Source organism: Sphingopyxis bauzanensis, assembly GCF_002205675.1.
In the GTDB taxonomy this organism is placed as follows: Bacteria; Pseudomonadota; Alphaproteobacteria; order Sphingomonadales; family Sphingomonadaceae; genus Sphingopyxis; species Sphingopyxis bauzanensis.
Genome location: NZ_NISK01000001.1, coordinates 1,004,054 through 1,026,390, shown reverse-complemented (window position 1 = coordinate 1,026,390; position 22,337 = coordinate 1,004,054). Strand labels below are relative to the sequence as shown.

16 protein-coding genes, 1 tRNA gene and 2 rRNA genes (1 of these 19 cut by a window edge) are annotated in these 22,337 nt (G+C 62.9%); 12 read left to right on the top strand and 7 right to left on the bottom strand.

The genetic code is table 11. The annotated features are described in order from the left end of the window. The first annotated feature begins 49 nt into the window (after positions 1-49). From CDQ92_RS04970 to CDQ92_RS04940, 7 genes are all read left to right on the top strand, one after another. On the top strand, positions 50-919 hold the full coding sequence (locus CDQ92_RS04970; RefSeq protein ID WP_088440215.1) for an SMP-30/gluconolactonase/LRE family protein: 870 nt from the start codon (positions 50-52) through the stop codon (positions 917-919). A gap of 405 nt (positions 920-1,324) precedes the next feature. Continuing rightward, positions 1,325-3,436, top strand: a complete 2,112-nt coding sequence (locus CDQ92_RS04965; RefSeq protein ID WP_229667001.1) for a M3 family metallopeptidase — start codon at positions 1,325-1,327, stop codon at positions 3,434-3,436. Between the two features lie 257 nt (positions 3,437-3,693). Beyond that, a complete protein-coding gene (locus tag CDQ92_RS04960) occupies positions 3,694-4,596 on the top strand; it encodes an SPFH domain-containing protein (protein WP_088440213.1) in 903 nt (300 codons plus the stop codon). Positions 4,597-4,703: 107 nt separating this feature from the next. Beyond that, a complete protein-coding gene (locus tag CDQ92_RS04955; RefSeq protein ID WP_088440212.1) occupies positions 4,704-4,913 on the top strand; it encodes a type II toxin-antitoxin system antitoxin in 210 nt (69 codons plus the stop codon). Continuing rightward, entirely contained in the window at positions 4,910-5,152 is a 243-nt protein-coding gene (locus CDQ92_RS04950) for a hypothetical protein (protein WP_088440211.1), read from the top strand. The genes CDQ92_RS04955 and CDQ92_RS04950 overlap by 4 nt, the downstream gene beginning before the upstream one ends. 208 nt (positions 5,153-5,360) lie before the next feature. Beyond that, on the top strand, positions 5,361-6,032 hold the full coding sequence (rpe, locus tag CDQ92_RS04945; RefSeq protein ID WP_088440588.1) for a ribulose-phosphate 3-epimerase: 672 nt from the start codon (positions 5,361-5,363) through the stop codon (positions 6,030-6,032). A 3-nt stretch (positions 6,033-6,035) separates the two neighbouring features. Further along, on the top strand, positions 6,036-7,814 hold the full coding sequence (locus CDQ92_RS04940; protein ID WP_088440210.1) for a heparinase II/III family protein: 1,779 nt from the start codon (positions 6,036-6,038) through the stop codon (positions 7,812-7,814). A gap of 187 nt (positions 7,815-8,001) precedes the next feature. On the opposite strand, the gene CDQ92_RS04935 is transcribed toward CDQ92_RS04940, so the two are convergent. After that, complete coding sequence (locus CDQ92_RS04935) at positions 8,002-10,338, bottom strand: TonB-dependent receptor plug domain-containing protein (RefSeq protein ID WP_088440209.1); 2,337 nt, start codon at positions 10,336-10,338, stop codon at positions 8,002-8,004. Positions 10,339-10,520: 182 nt separating this feature from the next. Here CDQ92_RS04935 and CDQ92_RS04930 point away from each other — a divergent pair, with 182 nt between their 5' ends. From CDQ92_RS04930 to CDQ92_RS04915, 4 genes are all read left to right on the top strand, one after another. After that, positions 10,521-11,546, top strand: a complete 1,026-nt coding sequence (locus CDQ92_RS04930) for a phytase (protein ID WP_088440208.1) — start codon at positions 10,521-10,523, stop codon at positions 11,544-11,546. 253 nt (positions 11,547-11,799) lie between these two features. Then, positions 11,800-13,392, top strand: a complete 1,593-nt coding sequence (gene purH / locus CDQ92_RS04925) for a bifunctional phosphoribosylaminoimidazolecarboxamide formyltransferase/IMP cyclohydrolase (RefSeq protein WP_088440207.1) — start codon at positions 11,800-11,802, stop codon at positions 13,390-13,392. A 12-nt stretch (positions 13,393-13,404) separates the two neighbouring features. Further along, positions 13,405-14,094: a YqaA family protein gene (locus CDQ92_RS04920; RefSeq protein ID WP_088440206.1), complete on the top strand. Its 690-nt coding sequence runs from the start codon at positions 13,405-13,407 to the stop codon at positions 14,092-14,094. A gap of 73 nt (positions 14,095-14,167) precedes the next feature. Next, positions 14,168-15,421, top strand: coding sequence for an NAD(P)/FAD-dependent oxidoreductase (locus CDQ92_RS04915; protein WP_088440205.1), 1,254 nt, complete (start codon positions 14,168-14,170; stop codon positions 15,419-15,421). A 6-nt stretch (positions 15,422-15,427) separates the two neighbouring features. On the opposite strand, the gene CDQ92_RS04910 is transcribed toward CDQ92_RS04915, so the two are convergent. The 3 genes from CDQ92_RS04910 to CDQ92_RS04900 form a co-directional block, all read right to left on the bottom strand. Then, positions 15,428-15,973, bottom strand: coding sequence for a VOC family protein (locus tag CDQ92_RS04910; protein ID WP_088440204.1), 546 nt, complete (start codon positions 15,971-15,973; stop codon positions 15,428-15,430). After that, positions 15,970-17,058 carry a 4-hydroxyphenylpyruvate dioxygenase gene (gene hppD / locus CDQ92_RS04905; protein ID WP_088440203.1) on the bottom strand — a complete coding sequence of 363 codons (1,089 nt, stop codon included), beginning with the start codon at positions 17,056-17,058 and terminating at the stop codon, positions 15,970-15,972. Before hppD ends, CDQ92_RS04910 begins: the two co-directional genes overlap by 4 nt. Before the next feature lie 183 nt (positions 17,059-17,241). Continuing rightward, positions 17,242-19,116 (bottom strand): ABC-F family ATP-binding cassette domain-containing protein, encoded by a 1,875-nt coding sequence (locus CDQ92_RS04900; protein ID WP_088440202.1) that lies wholly within the window; start codon positions 19,114-19,116, stop codon positions 17,242-17,244. An 80-nt stretch (positions 19,117-19,196) separates the two neighbouring features. Between CDQ92_RS04900 and CDQ92_RS04895 the strand changes: the two genes are divergently transcribed. Further along, positions 19,197-19,619: a VOC family protein gene (locus tag CDQ92_RS04895; protein WP_088440201.1), complete on the top strand. Its 423-nt coding sequence runs from the start codon at positions 19,197-19,199 to the stop codon at positions 19,617-19,619. Between the two features lie 128 nt (positions 19,620-19,747). Here the strand turns inward: CDQ92_RS04895 and CDQ92_RS04890 are convergent. The 3 genes from CDQ92_RS04890 to CDQ92_RS04880 all read right to left on the bottom strand — a co-directional run. Continuing rightward, positions 19,748-19,824: transfer RNA gene (locus CDQ92_RS04890), tRNA-Met, on the bottom strand. Between the two features lie 115 nt (positions 19,825-19,939). Beyond that, positions 19,940-20,054: ribosomal RNA gene (rrf, locus tag CDQ92_RS04885) — 5S ribosomal RNA — on the bottom strand. A gap of 133 nt (positions 20,055-20,187) precedes the next feature. Next, positions 20,188-22,337: ribosomal RNA gene (locus CDQ92_RS04880) — 23S ribosomal RNA — on the bottom strand (it continues 643 nt past the right edge of the window).

Here is a 22,337-nt window from a genome sequence, read left to right as displayed (position 1 = left end):
GGATTGCAGCCGCTGGGCAGCACCCCCGCGCCGCGCTACGACACACGCCATGGTTCAACTTCTTCTCGACGCCCGTGCCTTGCTCGGCGAATCGCCGCGCTGGAGCGTATCGGAACAGCGGCTGTACTGGGTCGATATCGAGGGGCAGGCGATTCATCGCACCGATCCGGCCACCGGTGCGGACGAGGTCATGCAGCTGGATCAGCAGGTCGGCTGCGCGGCGCCGCGCGCGGGTGGCGGGCTGGTGGTCGCGATGGAGGACCGCTGCGCGCTGATCGACAGCTGGGGCGCCGCACCGCGACGCTTTGGCCCGGCGGTGCTCGCAGACAAACCCGAGCAGCGGTTCAACGACGGCTGCGTCGACGGGGCCGGTCGGCTGTGGGTTGGCAGCCTGACGAGCGACAAGGCGCATCCCACGGCGACACTGTATCGGCTCGATCCTGACGGTTCGCTCTCCGAAGTTCTCGGTGACCTCACCACCAGCAACGGCGCGGCATTCAGCCCCGACGGGCGGACTTTCTACCATGCCGACACCCCGACCCATGCGATCCGTGCGTTCGACGTCGATCCGGCGACGGGTAATCTCGGCGAAGGGCGGATCTTCCACCAGTTTCCGCTCGGCACCGGTCGCCCCGATGGCGCCGCGGTCGATGCGGAGGGCTGTTACTGGTCGGCGCTGTGGGACGGGTGGCGCGTCGTCCGGCTCTCGCCCGCAGGCGAGTTGTTGCAAACGATCGAGCTGCCGGTGCAGCGACCAACGATGATCGCGTTCGGCGGCGCGGATTTGCAGACCGCTTTTGTCACCAGTGCCGGCAAGAACCTGACCGACGACGAGCGCAAAGCGCAGCCGCACGCGGGCGGGGTTTTTGCGTTTCGGGTTGAGGTACCCGGATTGGTGCAGCCGATGTTTGCGGGATGATGCTCCCTGTCGCGCAGCGATGGGGAGGTGGCAGCGCCCTTCGACTGCCTTGCAGGCGCTCGGGATAAACTGCACCGGAGGCGCAGCGCTGAGGAGGGGCCATGCCGCTACCGTCGCCGCCCCTCCACCACTTGCTTCGCAAGCGGTCCCGCTGGCGCTACGCGCCGTCTGCGACTCCCCATCGCTTCGCCACAGGGAGGATTTAGTGCCTCACTCGGTTCGTCCCCCCAAACTTGCGCCACGCCGCGATCTAGGGCTAAAGCCCGGACCAACATGGTTTCCACCGAAACCGTTTCCCCGGGAGAATCACTGATGCCGCGCAACGCGCTTTCTTTTCGCCGCCGCTTGCCAATACTGCTCGCATCCACCGCGCTGCTCGCGGGTTGCACAAATATGGATAGACCAATGACCGCTGCCGCTCCGCCCGCCGCCGAGTCCCCCTCGCCCTCCACGGTTCCGGCTGGCGCCAACCCGATGCTCGCGACCTGGACCGGCCCCTATTCAGGGGTGCCGCCGTGGGACAAGATGGACCCCGAGCTGTTTCCCGACGCCTTTACCAAGGGCATGGCGGAGACGCGCGCGCAAGTGCAGGCGGTGATCGACAATCCGGCGGCGCCGACGTTCGAGAACACCCACGTCCCGATGATGCTGGCGGGCGACACGATGGAGCGCGTATCGGCTTTGTGGGGCGTGCAGACATCGAACAAGTCGAACGAGCGGGTCGAGGACATCGACGCCGAATGGAGCCCCAAGCTTACCACCTTCTACACCGAGCTATTCCTCGATCCCAAGCTGTTCGCGCGCTACAAGGCGGTGTACGACGCCCGCCAGACGAGCGGCCTCGATGCGCAGCAGATGCGGATCGTCGAGCGCAGCTATGACGAGATGGTGCGCGACGGCGCCAATCTTTCGCCCGCCGACAAGAGCAAGCTGGTCGCGATGAATTCGAAGCTCGAGAGCCTGTTCTCAGCCTTTTCGTCAAAGCTGCTCGGCGACGAGAAGCTTTATACCTTCGTCACCGAAAAGGCCGAGCTGGCCGGGCTCGACGCCGGCTTTGTCGCCTCGCTCGCCGCCGCCGCCGAAGCCAATGGCAAGCCCGGCCAGTGGGCGATAAAGAACACGCGGTCGTCGGCGCAGCCGGTGCTCCAGAACGCCAGCAACCGCGCGCTGCGCGAGAAGGTCTATAAGGCTTTCGTGAACCGCGGCGACAATGGCAATGCCAATGATACCAATGCAACGATCGCCGAAATTCTGGCGCTGCGCCAGCAGCGCGCCGAATTGCTCGGCTTTCCGACCCACGCCAATTACCGCATGGCCGACACGATGGCGAAGACCCCCGCCAATGCGATGGGGCTGATGATGAATGTGTGGCCCGCCGCGGTCGCGCGGGTGAAGGAGGAGGTCGCCGACATGCAAGCGATCGCCGACGCCGATGCCAAGGCCGGCAAAGGACCGAAAATCACCATCGAACCATGGGATTATCGCTTCTATTCGGAAAAGGTCCGCAAGGACAAATATGACCTAGATGAAAGCGAGGTGAAGCCGTACCTCCAGCTCGACAAGCTGGTCGAGGGCATGTTCTGGTCGGCGGGCCAACTCTATGACATGGGGTTCCGCGAGAATACTGGGATGATCCCGGTGTTCGACCCCAAGGTGCGGACGTTCGAGGTCTATAACCTCAAGACCAACGAGAATATCGGGGTCTTTTACCTCGATAATTTCGCGCGCGACGGCAAACGATCGGGCGCGTGGATGACGACCTATCGCAGCCAGCAAAAGCTGGGCGGCGAGCGCAATGTGCTGGCGTCGAACAATAATAATTTCACCGAAGCGGCAAAGGGCGAGCCGACGCTGATCAGCCTCGACGATGCGTCGACGCTGTTCCACGAATTCGGCCACGGCATTCATTTCCTGCTCTATGACATCAACTATCCGGCGCTCGCCGGGGTGCCGCGTGACTTTGTCGAATATCCGAGCCAGGTGAACGAGAATTGGCTGATGACGCCCGAAGTGCTGTCGAAATTCGCGACGCATTACAAAACGGGCGAACCGATGCCGCAAGCGCTGCTGGACAAGATCGAGGCGTCGGGCAAGTTCAACCAGGGCTTCGAAACGGTCGAATATCTGTCGAGCGCGATCGTCGACATGAAGCTGCACGACCGCAAGGTGCCGCCGACCGACATCGACAAGTTCGAACGCGAGACGCTGGCCGAAATGGGCATGCCGCGCGAGATCGTCATGCGTCACCGCCTGCCGCAGTTCGCGCATCTGTTCAGTTCGGACGCCTATTCGGCAGGCTATTACAGCTACCTCTGGTCGGAAACCATGGATGCCGACACCTGGGCGGCTTTCGAAGAAGCGGGCGGGCCGTGGGACCGGACTGTCGCCGACAAGTTCCGCACGTTGCTGTTGATGACCGGCAACGAAACCGACCGCGCCGACGCGTATCGCGCCTTCCGCGGCCGCGATCCCGATGTGTCGGCATTGCTGAAAAAGCGCGGCTTTCCGACCGAATAGAGTGGACGAAACCGGGGAGGTAAAGGGGGTCTTGATGACCCCCTTTGCTTGCCCGGGTGAGAGGCTCAGACCAATAGCACACATGTCCGACCGGCATTGATCACCTCAATGGCGCCGCTCATCCCGTCGCTTTACACCCCGGTCTCAGCGATCCATCCGTCCAAGATCGGAAATTTCCGCGTCCGTCCGAATCCCGTTGACCGTCCGCTGAAACGATATAATGATGATATCATCTTTATATTGAGTCGGAGGGTGATATGGTTGATGGAGGGACACCGGCGCTGAACCGCAGTCGCGAGACGCGAGCGCTGACGCAGAGCGGTTATCTGATGCTGCTGATCTGGGTGGCACTGCTGGGCGTCGCACTGTGGGCGGGGATCAGCAATGCGACCGCTGAATTTCAGGTGGCGTGGAAATGGGCGGTCGTAGCCGTATCGGCGGTGGTCGGCTTCCTGATCCTGTGCGGCTTCTACCTGATCAATCCCAATGAAGCGGCGGCGATCCAGCTGTTCGGGGCGTATAAAGGCACCGACCGCGAGGAAGGGCTGCGCTGGGTGCTGCCGTGGCTGACGCGCAAGAAGATCGCGGTGCGCGCGAACAACGTCATTTCGGACAAGATCAAGGTCAACGATCTGCGCGGCAATCCGATCGAAATGGCGGCGCAAGTCGTGTGGCGCGTCACCGACACCGCGCAGGCGCTGTTCGACGTCGATGATTACAAGGAATTCGTGATGGCGCAGATCGAGGCTGCGGTGCGCTCGATCGGCTCGCGCTACCCCTATGACGACATCGAACATCAGGAAATCACGCTGCGCGGCAACCATGACGAGGTCGGGGTCGAGCTGCGCAAGGCGCTGATTGAGCGGCTTAGCGTCGCCGGGATCACCGTCGACGAATGCGGACTGACCCACCTTGCTTACGCGCAGGAAATCGCAGGCGCGATGCTGCGCCGCCAGCAGGCCGAGGCGGTGATTTCGGCGCGCAAGAAACTGGTCGAGGGCGCGGTGACGATGGTCGAAATGGCGCTCAACTTGCTCGCCGAAAAGGGCGTCGTCGAACTCGACGACGAGCGCAAGGCGGCGATGGTATCGAACCTGATGGTCGTGCTGTGCGGCGAACGCGATACGCAGCCCGTGGTGAACGCCGGGTCGCTTTACTGATGTAAACATCCCGCTCGCGTCGAGCGAAGTCGAGACACCCACCGTGGGCACATGACTTCCGGGCATCTCGACGTCGCTCGATGCGAACGGGGATTGAGGTTTTACCTATGCCGACGTCCGCCAAGAAAGCCTTTGCCCTCCGCCTCGACCCCGCGCTGTATGCGGCGGTCGAGCGATTGGCGGCGGACGAACTGCGCAGCGCCAATGCCGAGATCGAGGTGCTGCTGCGCGAGGCGCTGGCGCGGCGCGGAGTCAAGCCCAAGGCCGGCGCGTCGGCACGACGCGGGCGGCCGCCAAAAGGGGAAAATAAGCCATGATGCACCTGTTCATGCGCAAAGGGCCTTGGTTTCGCGCCAAGAGCCATGGGTTTGGCACCGGGCTGCCGATCGTTTGGGAGGGCTGGCTGTTGCTCGCGCTGCACGTCGCGTTGATCACGGGGGTGGCGGTGGCGTTGCAGGGTCGGCCGGTGGCGATGACGATCGCTGTGATCGTCGCGGGGCTGGCGCCGATGCCGATCTACCGCGCCAAGACCGAGGGCGGCTGGCGCTGGCGGTGAATGGAGCAATCCTCCCTGTCGCGCATCGATCGGAAGGTGGCAGCCCCCCGGGCTGACCGAGGGGCTCCGTCGCGGGCCCTCCACCATTCGCTGCGCGAAAGGTCCCTCTCCCCATGGCTTCGCCACAGGGAGGCTCGCTAACCTTTTCCACCGCTAGCGCCGCCACTCTGCTTGCCCCCCAAGGGGTTGATGGTTAAGGCCAATGGTCATGACTAGTACCCCCGCCCCCATCCGCATCGCCCCGTCGATCCTGAGCGCCGATTTTGCCGCGCTGGGCCAGGAAGTGCGCGCGATCGAAGCGGCGGGCGCCGACTGGGTGCATATCGACGTGATGGATGGCCATTTTGTCCCCAATCTGACGATCGGACCGGCAGTGGTGAAGGCGCTGCGCCCGCATTCGACCCTGCCTTTCGACGTCCATCTGATGATTTCGCCAGTCGATCATTTCCTCGACGCCTTTGCCGCGGCAGGCGCCGACATCATCACGGTGCATCCCGAGGCGGGGCCGCATATCCACCGCACCGTCCAGCACATCAAATCGCTGGGCAAGCAGGCGGGGGTGTCGCTCAATCCCGCGACCCCGGCCAAGATGCTCGACTATCTGATCGACGACATCGACCTGGTGCTGATCATGAGCGTCAATCCCGGCTTCGGCGGACAGAGTTTCATCACGAGCCAGCTGCGCAAGATCGAGGCGGTGCGCAAGATGATCGACAAGAGCGGCCGCGATATTCGGTTGGAGGTCGATGGCGGCATCGATGCCGGGACCGCCCCGCTGGCGATAGCGGCGGGCGCCGATGTGCTGGTGGCGGGCACCGCGACCTTCAAGGGCGGTCCGGACGCTTATGCCGACAATATCCGGCGGCTGCGGGGCGCCTGACTGATGGAGGGGAGACCGTTGACTTCGGCCCCTGCCGACCCGCCGCTCGATCTGGCCGACGACGCCGCGCCGATCGACGATTCGATCGAGCCCGGCAAGCGGCTGATCCGCCTGCCCGCCGACAAGGGGCTGTCGCTGGGCGACCGCGTTGCCAATGCGATCACCCGGCTGACCTGGCGCACCCCGCTCCACGCGTTCCGTCTGAAGGGGCGCTTTCCGCTCAAATTGCTTGGCGTGCCGGCCGATCCGGTACCCGGCGACACGCGCGCCGGGACCGCGATTCGCGCCGGCCATTTCCTGCACCGCGGGTTGAAGCTGCCGCTGGGCGAGCTCGATTTTGCCGCGCTGACCGTCGCGCCGACCTTTGCCGATTATCTGCACAGCTTTGCCTGGCTGCGCGATCTCGCTGCGACGGGCACCCGCGCCGACGGCGCGCCGATCGCCGAAGCCGTTGTCCGCCACTGGCTCGGCACGCATGGCGAGACGGTGAGCGAACCGGCGTGGAAGGCCGACAATACCGCGTGGCGCATCCTGTTCTGGGCCGCCCACGCGCCGCTGATCCTGTCTTCGAGCGACCTTGTCTATCGTTCGGCGGTGCTCAACCACCTCGCGCGCGCGGCACGGCATCTGGATCGCGTTGCCGACAAGACGCGCCCGGGCACGGGGCAGATGGTCGCGTGGGTCGGCATCGTCGCCGCGTCGCTGCTGATGCCCGGCGGCGAGCCGCGGCAGATATTCGGCGAAGCGGGTCTGCGCAAGGTGCTCGAAACCAGCTTTTACGCCGACGGCGGCAATATCTCGCGCTCGCCGCAGGCGCAGCTCGACGCGGTGATGGCGTTGTCGATGCTTGCCAAAGTTTATGAAATGCGCCGCATGGAAGTCCCGCCGTTCGTGCAGGAAGTGCTGGCGCGCGCCGTCCCGGCGCTGCTCGGGCTGCTGCACAGCGATGGTGGCATGGGCAGCTGGCAGGGCAGCGGCGCGACATCGGCGGCGCATGTCCAGGCAATCGTCAGCGCGAGCGGAGTACGCACCCGGCCGCTGAAACAGGCGCGGGACTGGGGCTATCAGCGGTTGGTCGCGAACAAGGTCGTGCTGCTCGCCGACGCGGCGCCGCCACCGATCGCGCGGGTGACCGAGGCGGGTTGCGCGTCGACGCTGGCGTTCGAGCTGAGCGATGGCGACGAGCGCATCGTCGTCAATTGCGGCGGCGCGGCGCTGACCGGCGCGACGATCCCCGCCGACTTGGCGCGCGGCCTTCGCACCACTGCGGCGCATTCGACTTTGATCCTCGCCGACACCAATTCGACCGCGATTCTGGCGAACGGCTCGCTGGGCAAAGGCGTAACCGAGGTCGAACTGGATCGACGCGAGACGCCGCAGGGCAGCCGCGTCGAGATGAGCCACGACGGTTATGCGCGGCGCCACGGGCTGATCCACCGCCGCCTGCTGATCTTGTCGCCGAACGGGCGCGAACTGCGCGGCGAGGACATGCTGCTCCCCGCGCCGCGGACGCGGCGCAAGGGCGACAAGGGGTTCGCGCTACGCTTTCACCTCGGCCGCAATATCTCGGCCAGCCTGACCGCCGACAAACTCGGCGCGCTGCTGCGCATCAACGGCGGCCCGCTGTGGCAATTCCGCACCTCTGAAGGTGCGCTCGATGTCGAGCAAAGCCTTTGGGTCGACGGCGAAGGCCGCCCGCACCCGACCGAACAGCTGGTCGTCACCGGCACCGCGCCCGCGGGCGGCGCGAGCATCGGATGGATATTTAAACATATCGGCTGAGGCCGAGGGCTTATACAATATCCTCTCTGCCGCGAATCCGTGGGGAGGGGGACCATCCAAAGGATGGTGGAGGCAGCGCGATTGTCCCTCCGTCAGCGGCTAGGCCGCTGCCACATCCATCGCTTCGCGACAGGGAGGATTGACCAGCAGTCGGCGCCCCAGGGACTGAGCACCGACCGCCGAACGTTCAGAAAGCGTAGCGCGCCATGATCTGAAACACCGGTCCGGCATTTTCGCTTTCGAGTTCATATTCGTCGAAATCGCGCGCCGCCTGATCTTCGAGATTGTCGAACTTGTTGAACGTCTCGCTCTTGGCGCCATTGAGCAGGTTCGAACCCACTGCGCGGATCGTGAAATTCTTGCCGAAGCGTTTTTCGACAAAGATTTCGAGGTCGGCGCCATAGGTGGTGCGGACTTCCTCGCCGATCACACGGTCATAGGCCGCGCCCTGCTTGCGGTGGGTGGCGCCGAAAGCGACGCCAACCGACGGAATGTCCTGAATGAAGCCGATGTTATAAACATAGTCCGACTGGCCGTTGAAGCGGCGCTTGCCCGCAAAATCGGTGATCTCGCTATCGAGCCACGAGACGTTGCCGAAGATGCCGGTGTCGGGCAGGCCGAGGAAGCCAAGATCGGTCGACAGGTCGAATTCGACGCCATAGACCTTGCCGTCGCCGACATTCTGCGGGGTGAACACGAAGGTACCCGGCCCCTCCGACCCTTCTTCGCCAGTGTTCGTCAGCTCGATCAGATTCTTCACATCTCGGTAAAAGACGTTCAACCCGACGATACCGCGCGCGCCGATGCGGCGTTCATATCCGACATCGACGCCCCACGCAGTTTCCGGCCCGAGTTGCGGGTTGCCCTGCAAGTCATTGTCGGCCAGCTCCTCTTCGAGCAATGCTGGCGAGATGAAGTTGAAGTCGGGGCGGCGGTTGGTGCGCGCCACCGACGCGGTGATGCGGTCGCGCGGGGTCAGTTCGAACTTGATCGACGCCGACGGCAGCCACTTTTCATAGTCATTTTCCTGCGTCGGCACCGCCGCCGCGCCGGTGAAGTCGGTGATGTCGAGCCTCGTCGTTTCATAACGAATACCCGCTTCCCACGTCAGTCGCGCCGTCTTTCCCTGCACGAGGGCGAACCCGTCGAGGCGGCGTTCTTCGATGCTGTTCACGCCGCCATCGGCAGGGTCGAGGTCGCCGAACGGAACCGCGAGGTCGGCCGGATTGTCGACAAACTGGTCGTAACTGTTCTCCAGCCCCGGAAACGCGGCGTCGTCATCGGCTTCGAGGATCGCGGTGCGGCGATCCTTGTCCTGATACATACCGCCGATCACCAGTTGCGTATCGCCGCCCAGCTCGAATTCATGGTCGAGCTTTACCGAAAACTCCTTGTCGGCGATGTCAGTGGTGAAAAATTCCTGTTCGAATTCGGGATCGTCGCCCTCGTCGTTGAACTCGATCTGATATTCGGATTCGGTCTGTTCGTCGTCGAAGCGCGCGAAGCCGACGCGCAGCGACGTTTCGCCGAGCGACCAGCGGTGCGCCAGTTTCGCATCCAGGCTGTAGTTGCGCTGGTCGATGCCATTGTCATTGGCATTGTCGCTGATCAGATTGCCGGTCGGCAGCGGGCCGTTGATCGCAGTTGGGTCATTATATTCGAAACTGCGCTCGCTTTCGAAACGGTCGGTGCGAACATAGAAGCCGCTGATCCGGAAATCGGTGGTCTCGCCGTCGATTTCATAGCTGCCATTGGCCGAATAATCCTTGCCGTCGCGCGTGTCGGCCTGGTCTTCGCGATTGTTGAATTCGTTGGTCGCGAAATCGGGGTCGTTCTCGGGCGAGTCATCATAGCGCAGCGAGAATTTCTTTTTCGGGTTGTGACGGCCCTGAAAGTTCAACCCGACGAGCAGGCGACCGGGACCGACCGCGCCGCCGTACACCAGCCCGAGGCTCGGTTCGAGTTCCTTGTCGTCGTAATAGAGGCCGCCCGCACGGATATAACCACCGTCAAGTTCGAAGGCGTCGCGCAATTCGATGTTGATCGTCCCCGCGACCGCGTCGCCGGTGCGGCGGGCCGAGGATGAGCGGACGATTTCGACGCGATCGATCAGCTCGGCAGGGATGCGGTCGAGGAAGAAGCTGCGGTCAGACGCATTGCCTGGAACACGCTCACCGTTGATCAGGATCTGGGTATAGCCCGGCGGCAGGCCGCGCAACCGCGCCCCGTCGCTTTCAATGACGTCGGAAAGGAAGGTCACCGACGGCACGCGCTTCAAGGCGTCGCCCGCGGTGAGCGGTTCGAAACGCTGAAAGAATTCGCTGTCATACGACAGGACGGGTTCGGCCTCGTCGCTGCGGTTGCGATAGCCGACGCTGCCGAGGACCACGATATCCTGCGAAGTCGTGATGGTGCCGTCCTCGCGCTGAATCGGCGCCGTGTCCTGCGCGGCGGCAGGGGCAGCGACGAGCGCTGCGGCAAGAGCGAGCGCGGCGGCGGAGTGCAGGCTGAAAGTACGAATCATGTTGGTCAGACCCCCTTTGTGGTTGCCGGGCCTCTAGGGCCGCCATGTGACAGTTTGCGACGAGCATCATGACGTTCTCGTGACAGTTAAGTGACGGAAATATTGTGGATTGACGCGCGCGCGCTTTGCTGGGACGGGGCGCGCCAATCGCCTTGGGCGTCAATGGAATTAGGGGAATCGTCATGACCGCCGTCCGCACATCGAAGCTGCTGGCTTCGCTCGCTTTTGCATCGTTGCTCGCCGGATGCGCGGCCAGCGAGCCGATGATCACCGGCCTGCCGCCAGTGCAGGTGACCGCGAGCGGCGAGACGCAACCCGTAGGTACGAATCGCGCCGATGCCGCCGACGATCCGGCCGTCTGGGTCGATCCCGCCAACCCCGCGCGCGCGCTGATCGTCGCGACCGACAAGAAGGCGGGCCTCCACGTCTATGACCTTGCGGGCAAGGACCGTGCCTTCATCAAGGGCGGGTTCGTCAACAATGTCGACATGGCGGGCGACATCATCGTGGCGAGCGACCGCAACGATGGCGTGAACGCGCATCTCGCGATCTTCCGCCTCGACAGCACGAAGCCGGCGATCACCGCGCTCGGCCGCGCCCCGGCCGGGCCGGGCGAAGCCTATGGCCTGTGCGTCAAGAAGACCGCGCCGGGCGAACCGATCACCGCCGCGCTGATCGTCAAGGACGGCACGGTGCGCGTTGGTACGCTCACGGTGGGAGATACCGCGCCGACCTTTGCCGTGGAATGGGAGCATAAGATCGCGACCCAGTCCGAAGGCTGCGTATTCGACGGCGATACGCTCTACGTCGGCGAAGAGGTCGGCGGATTGTGGGAACTGAAACAGCAGGGCAGCGGCGCCGCAGCACGGCTGGTCGCGCCCATCGACAACCAGCGGCTCGTCGCCGACCTGGAAGGGCTGGCGACGATCGATCACAAGGGGCAACGGTACCTGATCGCATCGAGCCAGGGTGACAATGCCTACGCCGTATTCCGGTTGCCGTCGGTCGAATATGTCGGACGCTTTGCGGTGACCGCTGGCGCGTTCGGCGCAACGAGCGAAACCGATGGGATCGAAGCCGTCGCGGGCAATTTCGGACCGGCCTATCCCGACGGCATCTTCCTGGCGCAGGATGGCGACAACGCGCCCAAGGCGCAGAATTTCAAGCTGGTGCGCTGGGATATGATCGCGGCGGCGCTGGGGCTGTAGTCTTGGGCGATTTAAAAAGCCGTGTGCCTCCGCGACGGCGAGAGCCGGTCTCAGGTCGGCACCGTATCGAACGGGCGGTGGTTAGATCGATATCGGGTTGATCATGCCGCGCATGTTCAAGGATTGTCTGGGGGACAATCCGACCCGATGCTCCTTCGCGGGACACGGCATTTTTATGGCGCAACGCTTGCGATAACTGGCCTACCCGCCTAGGGGGACCGCGTCTTTCCTGTCTTCAAAGGCCGCCCTCCCCATGACCAATCTTGTCCCCGTCCGCCGCGCACTTTTGTCCGTCAGCGACAAGGCGGGGCTCGCCGATCTGGCGGCCGCGCTTGTCCGCCATGGCGTCGAACTCGTATCGACCGGCGGCACCGCGAAGGCGCTGCGCGATGCGGGCCACACGGTGCTCGACGTCGCCGACTTGACCGGCTTTCCCGAGATGATGGACGGGCGCGTCAAGACTTTGCACCCCACCGTCCATGGCGGCATCCTGGCAGTGCGCGACGACACGGCGCATGTCGCTTCGATGGACGAACATGGTATCGGGGAGATCGACCTGGTCGTGGTCAACCTCTATCCATTTTTGCAGACGATGCTGTCGGGCGCCGATCGCGATACGATCATCGAAAATATCGACATCGGCGGCCCGGCGATGGTGCGCTCGGCGGCGAAGAACCATGCCTTTGTGAACATTGTCACCGAGCCCGAGGATTATGCGGCGGTGATGGCCGAAATGGACGCGAACGACGGCGCGACGACATTGACGCTGCGCAAGCGCCTTGCCGCGACGGCCTTTGCCCACACCGCGACCTATGACGGGATGATCGCGAGCTGGTTCGCCTTTGCCGATCAAGGCAAGCTGTTCCCCGACACGTTGCCGCTGACCGCAAAGCTGGCGAACGAATTGCGCTATGGCGAGAATCCGCACCAGCAGGCGGCACTTTACTTGCCCGCCGGTCCGTCCTCGCGCGGCATCGCGCAGGCCGAACAGGTGCAGGGCAAGGAACTGAGCTACAACAATATCAACGACGCCGACGCCGCGCTTGAACTCGTCGCCGAATTTCGCGAGGCCGATCCGACCTGCGTCATCGTCAAGCACGCCAATCCGTGCGGCGTCGCCACCGCGGCGACGATCGCCAAGGCCTATGATGCGGCGCTGAAGTGCGACGATGTTTCGGCATTTGGCGGCATCATCGCGGTCAACCGGCCGCTCGATGGCGCCACCGCCGAGGCGATCAGCGGCATCTTTACCGAGGTCGTCTGCGCCCCCGACGCCGACGCCGATGCGCGCGCGGTGTTTGCGAAGAAGAAGAATTTGCGCCTGCTGCTGACCGGCGAACTGCCCGATCCGGCGCGCGGCGGGCTGATGATGAAGACGATCGCCGGGGGCTGGCTCGCGCAGAGCCGCGACAATGGCCGCATCACGCGCGCCGACCTGAAGGTCGTGACCGACCGCGCGCCGACCGAAGAGGAGCTGGCTGACGCGCTATTCGCGTGGACAATCGCCAAGCATGTGAAATCGAACGCGATCGTTTACGCCAAGGGCGGCTCCACCGCGGGCATCGGCGCGGGGCAGATGAACCGCCGCGACAGCGCGCGCATCGCTGCCGTGAAAGCGCGCGAAGCAGCAGAGGGCCACGGCTGGGCGACCCCGCGCACTGTCGGCAGCGCGGTGGCGAGCGATGCCTTCTTCCCCTTCGCCGACGGCCTGCTGGCCGCGGTCGAGGCGGGCGCGACGTGCGTCATCCAGCCGGGGGGATCGATCCGCGACGATGAAGTGATCGCGGCCGCGAACGATGCGGGACTGGCGATGGTGTTCACCGGCATGCGCCACTTCCGTCACTGATCGGCAGCACATATGGCCATCCATATCGATCCGACCGCGCGCCCGACGGCAAAAAGCCTTCTCGCGCGCCTGTATAACTGGACGATCGCCAAGGCGGCGCATCGCCATGCGCAGTGGTGGCTTTTTGCGATCGCCTTTGTCGAATCGAGCTTTTTCCCGATTCCCCCGCACCCGGTGCTGGGGTTGATGTGCTTGGCCGAACCAAAGCGTGCGGTGCGCTTTGCTGCCATTTGCACCCTTGGGTCGGTGCTCGGCGGGCTGTTCGGCTATGCGATCGGTTATTTTCTGTACGAGAGCATCGGCCTGTGGCTGCTCGGCGCCTTGGGACTGGTCGAGAAATTCCCGGTCGCGGTATGTTACCTCAACCAATATGACGCCGAGGCCATCATCATTGCCGGAGCGACCCCGATCCCCTTCAAGCTGATGACGCTGACCGCCGGCTTTACCGGCATGGATCTGGCGACCTTCGTCGGCGCGAGCATCGTTGGCCGCGGGATGATCTTCATGGCGGTCGGCGTGCTGTTCCGCCTGTTCGGAGCGCCAATCAAGGCGTTTATCGAGAAATACCTCGGGATGGTGACGACCGCCTTCGTCGCGCTAGTCATCGGCGGATTCCTGGTTCTGGGTCTGTTGTCCGGCGACGGCGAAAAGACCGCTGATGCTTGCAGCGGGGCGACGATGGAGAGCATTCAGCGGCGCTAAAGGGGGGCCGTGCAACCCGATTGCGCGCCGGGAATTAGGAGCGTGTCGCGGCGACTGCGGCACGGAGCATCCCATGACGAAGACCCCCGCGCGCACGAACCAGGCGTCGGTCACCCACCACCGCGATCTGCGCAGTGGCCAGTCGATTTGGTCGGCCCGGCGGCGCCCGACGGTTCCAACCCAGCCCCTGACCCGCAACATCAGCTGCGATGTCGTGATTATCGGTGCCGGGATTTCAGGAGCGCTGATCGCCGAAACGCTGTCGGAGGCGGGCTTGCAGGTCGTCGTCGTCGATCGCCGCGGCCCGCTCGACGGATCGACCGCGGCCTCGACCGCGATGCTGCAATATGAAATCGACACCCCCCTCTCGCTGCTGGCCGAGCAGATCGGCCGCGGCCGCGCCGAGCGCTTGTGGCGCCGGTCGCGCCAGTCGGTCGACGCGCTGCGCGAGCGGACCGAACGTCTGGGGCTGAAGGTCGACGCCGCGACGCGCGGGTCGATCTATCTCCACGGCAATGTGCTGGATGCCGAGGGTCTGGCGCGTGAGGCCGATGCACGGCGACGCGCAGGGTTCGAGATCGAGCTGCTGAAATCCACCGCGGTGCTCGATCGCTATGGTATCAAGGGGCGGCACGCGATCATCGGATTCGGCAATTATTCGGCCGATCCGCGCCAGCTCACCGCTGGCTATCTGAACGTCGCCATCGGGCGCGGGGCGCGGGTCTATAGCCCGGTCGACATTTGCGAGGTGGCGCCCGGCGCGAGCGGCGTGACGCTCCAGAGCGTCGACGGCCACGAAATCAAGGCGCGGTATCTGGTCGTCGCGACGGGCTATGAGATGATGAAGGGGGTGCCGCGCAAGGGGAACAGGATCATCTCCAGCTGGTCGATCGCGACCAAGCCGCAGCCGCGCGCGATCTGGCCGACCGCGGCGATGATCTGGGAGGCTGCCGATCCCTATCTGTACATCCGCACCACCCCGGCGGGCGAAGTGATCTGCGGCGGCGAGGATGAGGAGATCAGCGATGCGGACGAGCGCGACGCCAAGATCGCCGCCAAGACCGCGATTCTTTCGCGCAAGCTTGGCGCGCTGCTGCCGATGATCGACGCGACGCCTGTGCATGCGTGGGCGGGCAGCTTTGGCGACAGCAGGACGGGTACGCCGACGATCGGGCGGATCCCGCGCATGCCCAACTGCTATGCCGCGATGGGCTATGGCGGCAACGGCATCACCTTTTCGATGATGGCGGCGCAGATGCTGCGCGGACTGATCTGCGGCGACGGCGATCCCGACGCCGATCTGGTCAGCTTTTCGCGGAAGTTCTGACCCGGCTTATTCGTTCGCGGCGGTGTGTAGCCAATCGGCGTGTCGTGGCGCCTTTTTGGTCTGGCTCCATTCTTCGAGCATCAGCGGCGCGACGCGCTTGAGTTCGGCATATTGCTCAGTGGTGCCGATGTCGCACGCCAGTTCGACGCGGTGGCCGTTGGGGTCGAAGAAATAGATCGATTTGAAGATGCCGTGGTGCGTCGGGCCGAGCACGTCGACGCCTTCGCTTTCCAGATGTGCCTTTGCCGCGACCAGCTCGTCAGTGCTGCCGACCTTGAACGCGAGATGCTGGACCCACGCCGGGGTGTTTTCGTCGCGTCCCATGACGGGCTGGTTCGGCAGCTCGAAGAACGCCAGGATGTTACCGTTCCCCGCGTCGAGGAAGACGTGCATGTACGGGTCGTACTCGCCGGTCGACGGCACATGATCCTCGGCAAAGGCGGTGGTGTAGGTCATGCCGAGCATGCGCTCGTACCAGTCGACCGTCTGCTTTGCGTCCTTGCATCGATACGCGGCATGATGGACGCCGCCGAGCTTGATCGGGCTGGTCATTCGGCGGGTTCCGTGACATTGAGCGCGCCGCGGCGGATCTGGTCCATCTCCATCGATTTGAACAGCGCGGTGAAATTGCCCTCGCCGAACCCTTCATCCTTTTTGCGCTGGATGAATTCGAAGAAGACCGGGCCGATGACCGTCTGGCCAAAAATCTGGAGCAGCAGGCGCGGGTCGCCGTCTTCGGTCGAGCCGTCGAGCAGGATGCCGCGCGATTGCAGCGCGTCGACCGGTTCGCCATGGCCGGGCAGGCGATCGGCGAGCATCTCGTAATAGGTCGCGGGCGGCGCGGGGGCGAAGAAATTGCCGAGCGCTTTGAGCTTGTCCCACGCGGCGTAAAGATCGTCGCAGCTGAACGCGATATGCTGGATGCCTTCGCCGTTATAGGCGCGCAGATATTCCTCGATCTGGCCGCCACCACCGGCGCCCTCTTCGTTGAGCGGAATGCGAATCTTGCCGTCGGGCGCGGTCATCGCTTTTGACGTCAGCCCGGTATATTCGCCCTTGATGTCGAAATAGCGGATCTCGCGGAAGCCAGCGATGCGTTCATAAAACGCCGCCCAATGCGCCATCCGGCCGCCATAGACATTGTGGGTGAGGTGATCGATCAGCTGCATCCCGGCACCCACCGGGTGGCGATCGACGCCATCTTCATAGACGAAATCGATGTCATAGATCGACAGGTCGTCGCCATAACGGTCGATCAGATAAATGATTGAGCCGCCAATGCCGCGGATCGCAGGCAAGCGCAGTTCCATCGGGCCGGGGGGCGTCTCGACCGGCTCGGCGCCGCGTTCGATCGCCTCTGCATAAGCCTTTGCCGCGTCGCGGACGCGCCAGCCCATGCCGCACGCCGACGGGCCATGCTCGGCGGCGAAATAGGCGGCAGGCGATTTGGGTTCGTAGTTGGCGATAAGGTTGATCCCGCCCTGGCGCCACAGCTGGACGTCTTTCGAGCGATGATGCGCGATCTGGGTGAAGCCCATCGCCTGGAAAACCGGTTCGAGAATACCCTTTTCGGGTGCAGAGAATTCGACGAATTCAAAACCATCGAGGCCCAGCGGATTGTCGAACAGGTCGGCCATGATCAATTCCCATCTAGTTTCAATTGAAACTATTATGATGGATTGAGGTGGGAGAGTCAATGCAGGAGTCCCGTCGCCGCCGCGAAGGCGGGGGCCCCCGTCAACCTTTTCTGGCTTTGCTGCGTGAACTTCTAGCGGCCCCCGCCTTCGCGGGGACGGCCGATGTTAGTACACGGATCCCTGCTATGCCGCGGCCTCCTCGAACGCCTCCAGCGCCTCGCCCGCCGCCACCCAGCGTGCTTCGGCGGCTTCCTGCGCGGCGACGATCTTGCCGCGGCGTTGCGACAGTTCGCTCATCGTCAGGCCTTTATATTCATTCGCGGCGCCCTGCGGGTCGAACATCGCGCGATCAATCGCCGACAGGATGACCTGATATTTGGCGAGGTCGGCCTCGGCGTCGGACACCTCCTTGCGAACCTTCGCCGCGGCCTCGCGCGCCGCCGCGGCGGCCTTGCGATCCTCTTTCTTGTCGGCTTTCGACACCCGGTCCTTTTGTGGGCCTTTGCCCAGGATCATGTCGACATAATCGTCCATGCTGCCATCATATTCGCGCGCGGTACCGTCATCGACGAGCACCAGCCGGTCGGCGGTGAGTTCGAGCATGTGGCGGTCGTGGCTGACCAGAACCACAGCGCCGTCGAACCCGTTGAGCGCCTGCACCAGTGCCTCGCGCGCATCGACGTCGAGGTGGTTGGTCGGTTCGTCGAGGATCAGGAGGTGCGGCGCGTCTCGGGTGATCAGCGCGAGCGCCAGCCGCGCCTTTTCGCCGCCCGACAGCTTCGCGACCTCGGTCATCGCCTTGTTGCCCGAAAAGCCGAAGCGGCCAAGCTGGGCGCGGACCGCGCCCTGCGTCTTGCCCTCCATCACCCGCGTCATATGCGCGAGCGGGGTGTCGCTGCCGTCGAGTTCCTCGACCTGATATTGGGTAAAATAGCCGACGCGCATCTTGCCCGATGCCGCCATCGCGCCGGCCATGGGGCTCAGCTGCGCGGCGAGCAGGCGTGCAAGCGTCGTCTTGCCGTTACCGTTGCGGCCGAGCAGCGCGATGCGGTCGTCGGGATCGATCCGCAGGTTGAGCCGCTGGAGCACCGGCTTGTCGGCATAACCAACGCTCGCCAGATCGAGCGTGATCAGCGGTGGTTTCAGCTCATCGGGGCTCGGGAAATCGAACGCGAGCGTCTGATCCTCGGCGAGCGCCGCGATCGGCTGCATCCGCGCAAGCATCTTGGCGCGCGATTGCGCCTGCTTCGCCGTCGAGGCGCGCGCGCTGTTGCGCGCAACATAGTCCTGGAGCTTGGCTCGCTGGGCGTCCTGCGACGCCTTGGCCGCCGCAAGCTGCGCCGCGCGTTCGGCGCGCTGGCGCTCGAATGCGTCATAGCCGCCCGCGTAGAGCATCACCTTGCCGCCCTCGAGGTGGAGGATGTTGTCGACCACATTGTTGAGCAGGTCTCGCTCGTGGCTGATCACCACCAGCTGCCCCGGATAGGCGCGGAGGAAATTTTCGAGCCACAGCGTCGCTTCGAGGTCGAGGTGGTTTGAGGGTTCGTCGAGCAGCAGTAGATCGGGCTCGGAAAAGAGAAGCGCCGCGAGCGCAACGCGCATCTTCCACCCGCCCGAGAAGCTGTCGAGCGGCTGAGCCTGCATATCCTCGTCAAAGCCCAGCCCGATCAGGATGCGCGCGGCGCGCGCGGGCGCGGTGTAGGCGTCGATCGCGATCAAGCGTTCGTGGATGTCGCCGAGCTTGTCGGGATCCTGCTCGGTTTCGGACGCCGCGAGCAGTTCGGCGCGCTCGGTATCGGCGGCGAGTACAGTGTCGAACGGCGTCGCGGTGCCGCTCGGCGCTTCCTGCGCGATATAACCGACGCGCGTCTTGCGCGGCATGTCGATGCTACCTTCGTCGGCCTCAAGCTGGCCGATCATCACCTTCATCAGCGTCGATTTGCCCGCGCCGTTGCGCCCGATCAGCCCGACACGGCTTTTGGCCGGCAGGCTCGCGGTGGCGCGTTCGAGGATGGCGCGCCCGCCAAGGCGTACAGTGATTCCGTTGATCGTCAGCATGGCCGCGCGCCTAGCATGTTGCGGCGCACAACCCAAGTCCCGGACTGGTATTCCGTGCGCGCCTGCGGCAAACAGGCGTCATGACCAATATTGCCCCTTTTCACTTCGCCTTTCCCGTCGACGACCTGGACGCCGCGCGCCATTTCTATGGCAGCGTACTCGGCTGCCCCGAGGGGCGCAGCGATGCCGAGTGGATCGATTTCAATCTCTATGGCCATCAGATCGTCGCGCACCGCGTCGATCGGCGCGAGGCGGTGGCGGGGCATAATCCGGTCGATGGCCATGCGGTGCCGGTGCCGCATTTCGGCGTTGTCCTGCCCCCTGCCGAGTGGCAGGCGCTCGCCGACCGGCTGGTGGCGCACGGCGTCGCGTTCGTGATCGAACCGCAGACGCGCTTTGCCGGGCAGCCGGGCGAACAATCGACGATGTTCTTTCTCGACCCCGCGGGCAATGCGCTCGAGTTCAAGGCGTTCGTGGATATGGGACAATTGTTCGCCAGCTGAACGCAGCTGGATCGTCCTTTGATTGACCCCTAATCCGGAACGCCAACGGACATTCCGCCGATCGACTAACACGCAAAGCCCGCAACAAACAAAAAGCCCGCCATCCCATAGGGAAGGCGGGCCTTTGTTGGTTGCGGGAGTAGGATTTGAACCTACGACCTTCAGGTTATGAGCCTGACGAGCTACCGGGCTGCTCCATCCCGCGCCACCAATGTCGCGATGCCGAAGCGATCCGCGAAAACAGCAAAAGGCCGACATTTCTGCCGGCCTCTAACTTTGTGAATGGGTTTTTCCATATTCGTCCACACGTCGGCTACAATGCCTGGCGACGTCCTACTCTTCCAGGGCTTGAGCCATAGTACCATCGGCGCTGTCAGGTTTCACGGCCGAGTTCGAGATGGGATCGGGTGGGTCACTGACGCCATGGTCACCAAGCAATGAAGCCGGCGTGGGTCGAATTTGGGTTTCAATCGAATGCCCGTGCAATTTGGACTATGTTACAATCATCCACTTCGCGGACAATTCTGAGGCTTTTGGCCCTTCAGGACTGTCGTTGATGGTGGGACTCTTAAGTGCGAATAGAGCAATTAGTATCGGTTAGCTCCACACGTTACCGCGCTTCTACATCCGATCTATCAACGTGGTGGTCTTCCACGGCTCTATGAAATCTTATCTTGAGGGAGGCTTCCCGCTTAGATGCTTTCAGCGGTTATCCCGTCCATACATAGCTACCCTGCTGCGCCACTGGCGTGACGACAGGTACACCAGAGGTATGTTCAACCCGGTCCTCTCGTACTAGGGTCAACTCCTCTCAAATTTCGACGCCCACGGCAGATAGGGACCAAACTGTCTCACGACGTTCTGAACCCAGCTCACGTACCACTTTAATTGGCGAACAGCCAAACCCTTGGGACCTGCTCCAGCCCCAGGATGTGATGAGCCGACATCGAGGTGCCAAACGATTCCGTCGATATGAGCTCTTGGGAATCATCAGCCTGTTATCCCCGGCGTACCTTTTATCCGTTGAGCGATGGCCCTTCCACTCGGGACCACCGGATCACTATGACCGACTTTCGTCTCTGCTCGACTCGTCAGTCTCGCAGTCAGGCAGGCTTATGCCATTGCACTCTTGCAGACGGTTTCCAACCGTCCTGAGCCTACCATCGCGCGCCTCCGTTACTCTTTAGGAGGCGACCGCCCCAGTCAAACTACCCGCCACAGAGGGTCCCTGATCCAGTTTCATGGATCGAGGTTAGACATCAGAAAACAACAGGGTGGTATTTCACCTATGGCTCCACCAGATCTGGCGACCTGGCTTCAAAGCCTCCCACCTATGCTACACAGTTCTTTCCTAATGCCACTCTGAAGCTGCAGTAAAGGTGCACGGGGTCTTTCCGTCTAACCGCGGGTACTCCGCATCTTCACGGAGAATTCAATTTCGCTGAGCATCTCCTGGAGACAGTGGGGAAGTCGTTACGCCATTCGTGCAGGTCGGAACTTACCCGACAAGGAATTTCGCTACCTTAGGACCGTTATAGTTACGGCCGCCGTTTACCTGGGCTTCATTTCGCAGCTTGCACCACTCCACTTAACCTTCAGGCACCGGGCAGGCGTCAGGCCCTATACGTCGTCTTGAAGCCGACTTAGCAGAGCCCTGTGTTTTTGCTAAACAGTCGCTACCCCCTGGCCTGTGCCCCCCACAACTGGTTGCCCAGAAGTGGGGCCTCCTTCTTCCGAAGGTACGGAGGCAATTTGCCGAGTTCCTTCAGGAGACTTCTCTCAAGCGCCTTGGTATACTCTACCATTCCACCTGTGTCGGTTTAGGGTACGGTCTATAATGGAGGGGCTATTTCCTGGAACCTCTTCAAAGCCTGCTCAATCCAATAAGAGCAGACAATTTACGAGATCCGTCACACACCTCCAGGCCCACGAATATTAACGTGGTTCCCATCGACTACCCCCTTCGGGCTCGTCTTAGGGGCCGGCTTACCCTGCTCAGATTAGCTTTAAGCAGGAACCCTTGGAATTTCGGCGACAGGGCATCTCACCCTGTTTATCGCTACTCATGTCAGCATTCGCACTTCCGATACCTCCACGACCCATTACCAGATCGCTTCATCAGCCTACGGAACGCTCCGCTACCGCGTGTAGTAAACTACACACCCTAAGCTTCGGTGCACGTCTTGAGCCCCGTTACATTTTCGCCGCAGGAACCCTTATTTAGACCAGTGAGCTGTTACGCTTTCTTTAAAGGATGGCTGCTTCTAAGCCAACCTCCTGGTTGTTTTGGGATTCCCACATGCTTTACCACTTAGACGTGACTTGGGGACCTTAGCTGTAGGTCAGGGCTGTTTCCCTTTTGACGACGGACCTTAGCACCCGCCGTCTGTCTGCCAGATATTACTCTTGGGTATTCGGAGTTTGGTTAGAATTGGTAGATCTCGCGACCCCCGCATCCATCCAGTGCTCTACCCCCCAAGGTATTCGTCTGACGCTCTACCTCAATAGATTTCGCGGAGAACCAGCTATTTCCCGGTTTGATTGGCCTTTCACCCCTAAACACAACTCATCCGACAATTTTTCAACATTGAACGGTTCGGCCCTCCAGTGCGTGTTACCGCACCTTCAGCCTGGTCATGCCTAGATCACCGGGTTTCGGGTCTAATGCAACAAACTCATTCGCCCTATTCAGACTCGCTTTCGCTGCGCCTACACCTA